This window comes from Microbacterium sp. 69-7 (assembly GCF_001897985.1).
GTDB lineage: Bacteria > Actinomycetota > Actinomycetes > Actinomycetales > Microbacteriaceae > Microbacterium > Microbacterium laevaniformans.
The window spans coordinates 1-8,430 of record NZ_MKRU01000071.1 but is presented as its reverse complement, the minus strand read 5'-3'; the positions used below and the strand labels follow the sequence as shown (position 1 = coordinate 8,430).

Sequence of the window (8,430 nt, the reverse complement as noted above, 5' to 3'; positions counted from 1 at the left end):
CTCACAGGTCCCCAGCCGTCGGCCCAGGCGCTCACCCTTCTCGAGGAACTCGAGAAGGCCAAGACGAAGGACCTGTGGCGGTTTCTGGTCGCGTTGAACATCCGCCACGTCGGCCCGGTCGCCGCGCGGGCACTCGCGCAGTGGTTCGGTTCGCTGGACGCGATCCGCGCGGCCGAGCGCGACGCTCTCGCCGACGTCGACGGCGTCGGCGGCATCATCGCGGACTCGCTCCTGGAATGGTTCGCCGTCGACTGGCATCAGGAGATCGTGGAACGCTGGGCGGCGGCGGGCGCGGTCTTGGAGATTCCAGGTCACCCCGGCCCGGGAGCTGCCGTCGCCGCCGGCGGCGTGCTCGAGGGTGTCACGGTCGTTGCGACCGGCACGCTGGAGGGCTACACCCGAGAGGGCGCGCAGGAGGCGATCATTGCCGCTGGCGGGAAAGCAGCCTCTTCCGTGTCGAAGAAGACCGACTTCGTCGCCGCAGGCCCGGGCGCGGGCTCGAAACTCGCCAAGGCGGAGGAACTCGGCATCCGCATCATCGATGCCGCGCAGTTTCGCATCCTCGTCGAGCAGGGGCCCGCCGCGCTCGGGGCACTCGATCCCGACGCGGGCTGATCGGTTCAGTCTCCTCCGGGATGCGTGAGCTCGAGCAAGGACTCACGCACCTGGCGACGCAGCACCTTTCCGATCAGCGACGTCGGCAGCTCGTCGACGATGAAGATCCGGCGGGGCACCTTGTAGGGCGTGAGGATGCTGCGGGCGTAGTCCCGGATGGAGTCCGTGTCGACGTCGGCTCCGGACCCGTCGAGCACCACGGCGGCGACGACCTCTTCGCCCGAATGCTCGCTTGGCAGGCCCACGACAGCGGCATCCACCACGCGCGGGTGCTGCCTCAGTGCGTTCTCGACTTCGGTGGGCGCCACATTGAACCCGCCGGTGATGATGAGCTCCTTGATGCGATCCACGATGCGCACGAACCCCTCGTCGTCGATCTGGACGATGTCGCCGGTACGGAACCACCCGTCCACGAAGACCTCCTCGGTGGCTTCCGGCTTGCCGTAGTAGCCCTGGAAGACCTGCGGGCCCCGCACGATCAGCTCGCCCCGCTCACCGGAGGGCATGTCCACGGTGGGATCGTCCGGATCGACCACGCGACACTCGGTGCCGGGGAGGGGGAGTCCGACCGTTCCCGCCTTGCGATTGTCGGCGACCGGGTTCGCCATGAGAACCGGCGAGCACTCGGACAGCCCGTAGCCCTCGACGAGGTAGCCACCCGTTGCCTGCTCGAACGGCACGACGAGATCATGCGGCAATGCCATCGCTCCGGAGATGGCGACCTCCGTGCCGGCCAAGGAGACGCCTTCGGCGCGCGCCGCGGCGAGCAGTCGATCGGCGATCGGCGGCACCAGCGGCAAGAACGTCGCCGGGTGCTTCTTCGTCACTTCGAGGACCATCGCGGGTTCGAAGCGGGGAAACAGCACCAGACGGGCACCCATCGACATCGCGAAAGTGAGGCACAGGGTCAGCCCGTAGGCGTGGAACATCGGCAGCACCGCGTACACGACGCATCCCTTACCGGGCTGGATCGACGGGACCCACGCTTGAGCCTGCCGGGCGTTGGCCAGGAGGTTGCGGTGGGTGAGCACCGCGCCTTTCGGCGTTCCCGTCGTTCCGCTCGTGTACTGGATGATGGCGACGTCGTCGGTGACCGGACCGGGGAAGGATGCCGCCAGTGCTTCGCTGCGTGCCAGGTGTTCCCAGGGCACGGCTTGCGACACGCGCGTGGTGAGCGCGTCGCGCGACTGACGGGCCTTCGCGACGGGAAGCCGCAGCGCGAGACGCAGCGAGAGCGGCATGGCGGTCGTGATGTCGACGCTGACCAGCGTGGTGACGGCGAGATCGGCGGGGAACGCCTGCACGGTGGCGGCGACCTTGCTCCAGACGATGGCCGTGCGCGCCCCGTGGTCTTCGAACTGCTTGCGCAGCTCCCGTGGAGTGTAGAGCGGATTGTGCTCCACCGCGATGGCGCCGAGGCGCAGAATCGCGTAGAAGGCGATGATGTGCTGGGGACAGTTGGGCAGTACGATCGCGACCGTGTCGCCTTTGCCGACCCCACGCTCTCGGAGACCCGCCGCCACGCGATCGATCGCCTCGACGAGGTCGCGGTACGAGGTCGTGCGACCGAAGAATTGCAGCGCGGGCGCATCCGGGTAGTCACGCGCCGACGCCGTGACGATGTCCAGGAGCGAGCCGGTGACCGGTTCGAGATCATCGGGGACTCCGGCGGCGTAGCTGGCGATCCACGGGCGGGGCGGGTCGTACGGGGCAGCGGCACTCACGCGGGCCAGCCTATCGGCCGTGAGAAGCGGGCCGAAGGGGGCCGACTAGAATCGACGGGTGTCTGAAATCACCCCTGAACTCGTTCGCCATCTCGGCGTTCTGGCCCGGATTCAGCTCGACGAGCACGAGGTGCAGCGCCTGACGGGGCAGCTCTCGGTGATCGTCGACAACATCGCGAAGGTGTCCGAGGTGGCAACGCCCGACGTCCCCGCGACGAGCCATCCCCTCCCGCTCGAGAACGTCTTCCGTCCCGACGTCGTCGGCCAGATGCTGACGGTGGAGCAGGTGCTGCAGAACGCGCCGGACGCCGCCGACGGGCGCTTCCGTGTCACGGCGATTCTGGGGGAGGAGCAGTGACCGATCTCACACGGCTGAACGCCGCAGACCTGGCCGCACGACTGGCCTCCGGTGACGTGTCCAGCGTCGAAGCGACGCAGGCCCACCTCGACCGGATCGCCGCCGTCGACGGCGATGTGCACGCCTTCCTCCACGTGAGCGAACACGCCCTCGACGTGGCGGCCGACATCGACCGTCGCCGCGCCGCCGGTGAGTCCCTGGGCGAGCTCGCGGGCGTCCCGCTCGCGATCAAGGACGTGCTCGTCACGACGGACATGCCCTCCACCAGCGGATCCAAGATCCTCGAAGGCTTCCTCTCGCCCTACGACGCCACCGTCGTCGCGCGTTCGCGCGCCGCCGGCCTGGTGCCGCTCGGCAAGACGAACATGGATGAGTTCGCCATGGGATCGTCGACGGAGCATTCGGCGTACGGTCCCACCCACAACCCGTGGGACCTCGATCGCATCCCCGGAGGCTCCGGGGGCGGATCGGCGGCCGCCGTCGCCGCCTTCGAGGCTCCGCTGGCTCTCGGCTCGGACACGGGCGGATCGATCCGCCAGCCGGCGCACGTCACGGGAACCGTCGGCATGAAGCCGACCTACGGCGGGGTGAGCCGGTTCGGCGCCATCGCGCTGGCGTCCTCACTCGACCAGGTCGGTCCGGTCTCGCGCACCGTGCTCGACTCGGCGCTCCTGCACGACGTCATCGGCGGCCACGACCCGCACGATGCGACGTCGCTGACCGACAGCTGGCCCTCCTTTGCGGCGGCCGCACGCGAAGGCGCCGCCGGCGCCGGTCTGGCGGGCCTGAAGATCGGCGTCATCCGCGAGCTGCCCGACAGCGGCTTCCAGGCGGGCGTGTCGGCGTCCTTCCGGGCAGCGTTGGCTCTCCTGGAGGCGCAGGGCGCGGAGATCGTTGAGGTCAGCGCCCCGCACTTCGAGTACGGCGTCGCCGCGTATTACCTGATCCTTCCCGCGGAGGCGTCGAGCAACCTCGCCAAATTCGACTCCGTCCGTTTCGGCCTGCGAGTCGACGTTCCGGGCGGCACGGTCGAAGACGTCATGGCTGCCACTCGAGACGCCGGCTTCGGCGAGGAGGTGAAGCGTCGCATCATTCTCGGCACCTACGCGCTGTCGGCCGGATACTACGACGCCTACTACGGCAGCGCCCAGAAGGTGCGTACGCTCATCCAGCGCGACTTCGACGCGGCGTTCGCTCAGGTCGATGTCATCGCGACGCCGTCGGCTCCCACCACGGCGTTCAAGCTCGGCGAGAAGATCGATGACCCGCTGCAGATGTACCTCAACGATGTCACCACGATTCCGGTGAACCTGGCCGGCGTCCCCGGCATCTCGATTCCGTCGGGTCTGGCAGAGGAGGACGGGCTGCCCGTCGGCATCCAATTCATCGCGCCGGCGCGCCAGGATGCCCGGTTGTATCGCGTGGGTGCGGCCGCCGAGGCCCTGCTCGTCGACTCATGGGGTGGTCCCTTGCTGGACCGCGCCCCGCTGCTGGGAGGGAACCGCTGATGGCTAAGGCCGCACTGATGGACTTCGACGACGCGCTGAAGCTGTACGAGCCGGTGCTCGGCTTCGAGGTGCACGTCGAACTCAACACCGAGACGAAGATGTTCTCGCCGGCGGGCAACCCGGCGCACGCCGCGAACCACGATGCTGCCCCCAACACGCTCGTGGCGCCCGTCGATATGGGCCTTCCGGGTTCGCTCCCGGTGGTCAACGAGACCGCGGTGCGTTTCTCGATCAGTCTGGGGCTCGCCCTCGGCTGCCAGATTGCCCCGTCGAGCCGCTTCGCCCGGAAGAACTACTTCTACCCCGACCTCGGCAAGAACTATCAGATCTCGCAGTACGACGAGCCCATCGCCTTCGAGGGCCAGATCGAGGTGGAACTGACCGACGGGACGGTCTTCGAGGTGCCCATCGAGCGGGCGCATATGGAGGAGGATGCCGGCAAGCTCACGCACGTCGGCGGCTCCACCGGCCGCATTCAGGGCGCGGAGTACTCGCTCGTGGATTACAACCGCGCCGGCGTCCCGCTCGTGGAGATCGTGACGAAGCCGATCTTCGGCGCGGAACACCGTGCACCCGAGCTGGCCGCCGCGTACGTGCGGGCGATTCGCGACGTGGTGCTCTCGCTCGGCATCTCGGAGGCGCGCATGGAACGCGGAAACCTCCGCTGCGATGCGAACGTGTCCCTGCGCCCACGCGGGCAGGAGAAGCTCGGCACGCGCACCGAGACGAAGAACGTCAACTCGATGCGCTCGGTCGAACGCGCCGTGCGTTACGAGATCCAGCGTCAAGCGGCGATCCTCGCCGCGGGCGGGACGATCACGCAGGAGACGCGGCACTGGCACGAAGACACCGGCACGACCTCTCCGGGGCGTCCGAAGTCGGATGCCGACGACTACCGTTACTTCCCGGAGCCCGACCTCCTGCCCGTCGCGCCGTCCTCCGCGCTGGTCGAGTCGTTGCGTGCTGCTCTTCCGGAGCCGCCCGCCGCGCGTCGGCGACGTCTGAAGGCCGAGTGGGGCTTCGCCGACATCGATTTCCAGGGAATCGTGAACGCGGGCCTGCTCGCCGAGGTGGACGCGACCGTCGCAGCGGGCGCTGCGCCTGCGGCCGCGCGCAAGTGGTGGATGAGCGAGATCTCTCGCATCGCCAACGCTCAGGGAGTCGAAGCTTCATCGCTCGTCACCCCCGCGTCGGTGGCCGCGCTGCAGCAGCTCGTGGACGCCGGCACGCTCACCGACAAGCTGGCGCGTCAGGTGCTCGAGGGCGTCATCGCCGGCGAAGGCACGCCGCAGCAGGTCGTCGACGCACGCGGTCTTGCAGTCGTCTCAGACGACGGCGCGCTGATCGCCGCGATCGACGATGCTCTCGCCGCGCAGCCCGACGTGCTGGAGAAGATCCGCGACGGCAAGGTGCAGGCCGCCGGTGCCGTCATCGGCGCCGTGATGAAAGCGATGAAGGGTCAGGCCGACGCCGCACGCGTCCGCGAGCTCGTTCTCGAGCGCGCGGCGCAGTAGTCGCACACGCTGCCTTCTCGGTGGCGCCGCAATGTCGGCGGCGTCACCGAGAATGGACTCATGGGACGGGGTGACGGGTCGGGGCGGGTCGTCTCGCCGCCCGGTGCCGACGACACCGGCACGCGGATTCTTCACGTGGACATGGACGCCTTCTATGCGTCGGTCGAAGTCCTCCACGATCCCTCCCTGGCCGGCAAGCCGCTGATCGTCGGCGGTATGGAGGGACGCGGTGTGGTCTCCAGCGCCTCCTACGAGGCTCGTCGATTCGGCGTGCGGTCGGCAATGGGCGTCGCACAGGCTCTCCGGTTGTGTCCGCAGGCCGTCGTGGTCACTCCGCACTTCGAGCGGTATGCGAGCCTGTCACGTCAGGTGATGGCGATCTTCCACGACATCACCCCCCTCGTGGAGCCGCTCTCGATCGATGAGGCGTTCCTCGACGTGTCCGGCGCACGGCGGCTCTGGGGAACTCCGGGGGAGATCGCCCGGATGCTCCGGGCCCGCGTCAAAGCGGAGACGGGGCTTGTCTGCAGCGTCGGGGTGGCGGCCACGAAGCATGTGGCGAAGATCGCCTCCACGCGCTCGAAGCCCGACGGGCTGCTCATCGTCAGCGAACCCGACACCGCCGCCTTCCTCGCCGCGCTGCCCGTCTCGGCGCTGTGGGGGGTGGGGCCGAAGGCCGCGGAGACGCTGGAGGGTCGCGGCATCCGGCTCGTCTCCGACATCCTCGCCTCGCCGCGGGCCGTCCTGGATCGCGCACTCGGACCCGCCGGCGGGGAGCGCATCTGGCAACTCGCGCACGGCATCGACCCCCGAGCCGTCGAGACGGAACGCACGGAGAAGAGCATCGGGCATGAGGAGACCTTCCTCACCGACGTCGCCGATGCGGCGGTTCTTCGCAGCGAGCTTCGCCGGCTCTCCGATCGCGTCGCGGCACGTCTCCGCGACGGAGGCTGGCGAGCCGGAACCGTCGCGTTGAAGCTGCGCTATGCCGACTTCACCACGCTTTCGCGCTCGCTGTCGCTCGCGGAGCCGTCGGACGTCGGCCAGCGGATCGGCGACGTCGCGATCGGCTTGTTCGAGGCCCTGGAGCTGACCCAGCCGGTGCGCCTGATCGGCGTGCGCGCGGAGAAGCTGCGCGGCGGTGACGGTGGATCCGTGCCGCTCTGGGATGAGGATGCCGAGTGGCGACGGGTCGACGCGGCCTTGGACGACGCGCGTGAGCGTTTCGGTGGGGGAGCGGTCACCCGGGCGAGCGTCCTCGGCCCGCGCCGTGATGTGAATGCTCTGCCGACGAATCCGCGGCTCCCTCGCACCGAGTGAGCTTCCCGGCTACGGTGGGAACATGCCCAATCTCGCACTCGAACTCGGCAAGCAGTCGGCATCGCTCGGCGTCAACAGCGTCTACGGCGAGCAGCAGGACGTCGACGGCATTCGCCTCATCCCCGTGGCTCTGTCGTGGTCGGGCTTCGGCGCCGGCGAGGATGAGAGCGGCAACAACGGCGGGGGCGGCGGCGGCTTCGCGGTTCCCCTCGGTGCCTACATCCGCAAGGGCGACGATCTGCGTTTCGAGCCGAACCTCGTGTCGCTGGTCGCGGTGGCGATCCCCTTCGTGTGGGTTGCGGGACGCACGCTCAGCCGCATCATCCGTGCCCTCAAGCGCTGACGAGGTCGATGCGGCGCTCACGAGCGGGGTCGACCGCATCGAGTCCGCCATTGCGGCCTTGGAGCCGGAGATCACACCGATCGTCCTGATCGACGGACGTTCCGGCGCGGGCAAATCGACCCTCGCGCGACGGGTGCGCGAGCGGTGGGGGCGCCCCGTCAGCATGATCGGCCTCGACGAGCTGTATCCGGGGTGGGACGGGCTCTCGGCCGGTTCAACTCTGGCGCGGGAGTTCATCCTGATCCCCGTCAGCGAGGCAAGGGCGGCCGTGTGGCGACGGTGGGACTGGGCAGCCGATCGTCCGGGGGCCGAGGTGGAGACGCCCGCCGACGTCCCCCTGATCCTCGAGGGAGCAGGGGTGCTCACCCCGAGCACCGCGCCTCTGGCGCACGTGCGCGTGTGGGTGGAATCGCCCGAGAGTGCGCGGCGCGATCGCGCGCTCGCTCGAGACGGCGACACCTACCGTCCGCACTGGCGTCGCTGGGCCGACCAGGAAGAGGAGCACCTGCGCGCGCATCGCCCGCAATCGCTCGCAACGATCGTCATCGACGTCCCGTGAGGGCTGGGGGCGGTCAGTCCTCGATCGCCTGGAGCAGGCCTTCGAGGCGGAAGCCCAGCCAGTTGTAGACACCGAAGCGGGGGTCGTCGTCCTGCTCCTCTTCTGTGGTGATCCCGAGGCGTGTCGCGATCACCAGCCGCACCGCGGTCAACGTTCGCAACCATGCCGCGACAGCACCGGCATCCAGTTCGACGATCACCTCGGCCTCGGCGTCTGCGCGGTCCAGGTCTTGCGGACGCCGCGTCTGGCCATCGCGTTGCAGCGTCGCCAGCACCAGCGCCGCATCATCACGACGCCGATCGAGGAGGTCGTCCTGGGTCAGACGACGAAACTCCGCGGCATCCTCCGCAGCGTCCCGGTAGCCGTCGGGAACGAGGCGCGCGACGCCCGGATCATCGACTCCGTCGATGGCCTCGGCGAGCAGATCCGTGAACTGCAGGACGATGTCCGTGAGATGCGCGGCTTCCAGCGCGGACACCGGCATCCGCA

9 protein-coding genes are annotated in these 8,430 nt (G+C 69.1%); 7 read left to right on the top strand and 2 right to left on the bottom strand.

What is annotated here, in order from left to right:
* The coding region (locus BGN98_RS06655; protein ID WP_288120369.1) for a helix-hairpin-helix domain-containing protein at positions 1–615 on the top strand (615 nt) is incomplete at its 5' end.
* Positions 616–620: 5 nt separating this feature from the next.
* On the opposite strand, the gene BGN98_RS06650 is transcribed toward BGN98_RS06655, so the two are convergent.
* A complete protein-coding gene (locus BGN98_RS06650) occupies positions 621–2,339 on the bottom strand; it encodes a long-chain-fatty-acid--CoA ligase (protein ID WP_288120367.1) in 1,719 nt (572 codons plus the stop codon).
* A gap of 58 nt (positions 2,340–2,397) precedes the next feature.
* Between BGN98_RS06650 and gatC the strand changes: the two genes are divergently transcribed.
* From gatC to BGN98_RS06620, 6 genes are read left to right on the top strand one after another with little or no spacing between them, the layout of a single operon-like run.
* Complete coding sequence (gene gatC / locus BGN98_RS06645) at positions 2,398–2,697, top strand: Asp-tRNA(Asn)/Glu-tRNA(Gln) amidotransferase subunit GatC (protein WP_036285370.1); 300 nt, start codon at positions 2,398–2,400, stop codon at positions 2,695–2,697.
* Positions 2,694–4,205, top strand: a complete 1,512-nt coding sequence (gene gatA / locus BGN98_RS06640) for an Asp-tRNA(Asn)/Glu-tRNA(Gln) amidotransferase subunit GatA (protein WP_036285373.1) — start codon at positions 2,694–2,696, stop codon at positions 4,203–4,205. Before gatC ends, gatA begins: the two co-directional genes overlap by 4 nt.
* Positions 4,205–5,719 (top strand): Asp-tRNA(Asn)/Glu-tRNA(Gln) amidotransferase subunit GatB, encoded by a 1,515-nt coding sequence (gatB, locus tag BGN98_RS06635; protein ID WP_288120365.1) that lies wholly within the window; start codon positions 4,205–4,207, stop codon positions 5,717–5,719. The genes gatA and gatB overlap by 1 nt, the downstream gene beginning before the upstream one ends.
* Before the next feature lie 60 nt (positions 5,720–5,779).
* The gene (gene dinB, locus BGN98_RS06630) at positions 5,780–7,039 is read left to right on the top strand and encodes a DNA polymerase IV (RefSeq protein WP_036285379.1); all 1,260 of its coding nucleotides are present in this window, start codon (positions 5,780–5,782) and stop codon (positions 7,037–7,039) included.
* Between the two features lie 22 nt (positions 7,040–7,061).
* Positions 7,062–7,382: a hypothetical protein gene (locus BGN98_RS06625; RefSeq protein ID WP_036285382.1), complete on the top strand. Its 321-nt coding sequence runs from the start codon at positions 7,062–7,064 to the stop codon at positions 7,380–7,382.
* A complete protein-coding gene (locus BGN98_RS06620; RefSeq protein ID WP_036285384.1) occupies positions 7,366–7,941 on the top strand; it encodes a nucleoside/nucleotide kinase family protein in 576 nt (191 codons plus the stop codon). The genes BGN98_RS06625 and BGN98_RS06620 overlap by 17 nt, the downstream gene beginning before the upstream one ends.
* 13 nt (positions 7,942–7,954) lie before the next feature.
* Here the strand turns inward: BGN98_RS06620 and BGN98_RS06615 are convergent.
* Positions 7,955–8,430: DUF2017 family protein (locus tag BGN98_RS06615; protein WP_288120362.1), on the bottom strand; the 476-nt coding region annotated here is incomplete at its 5' end.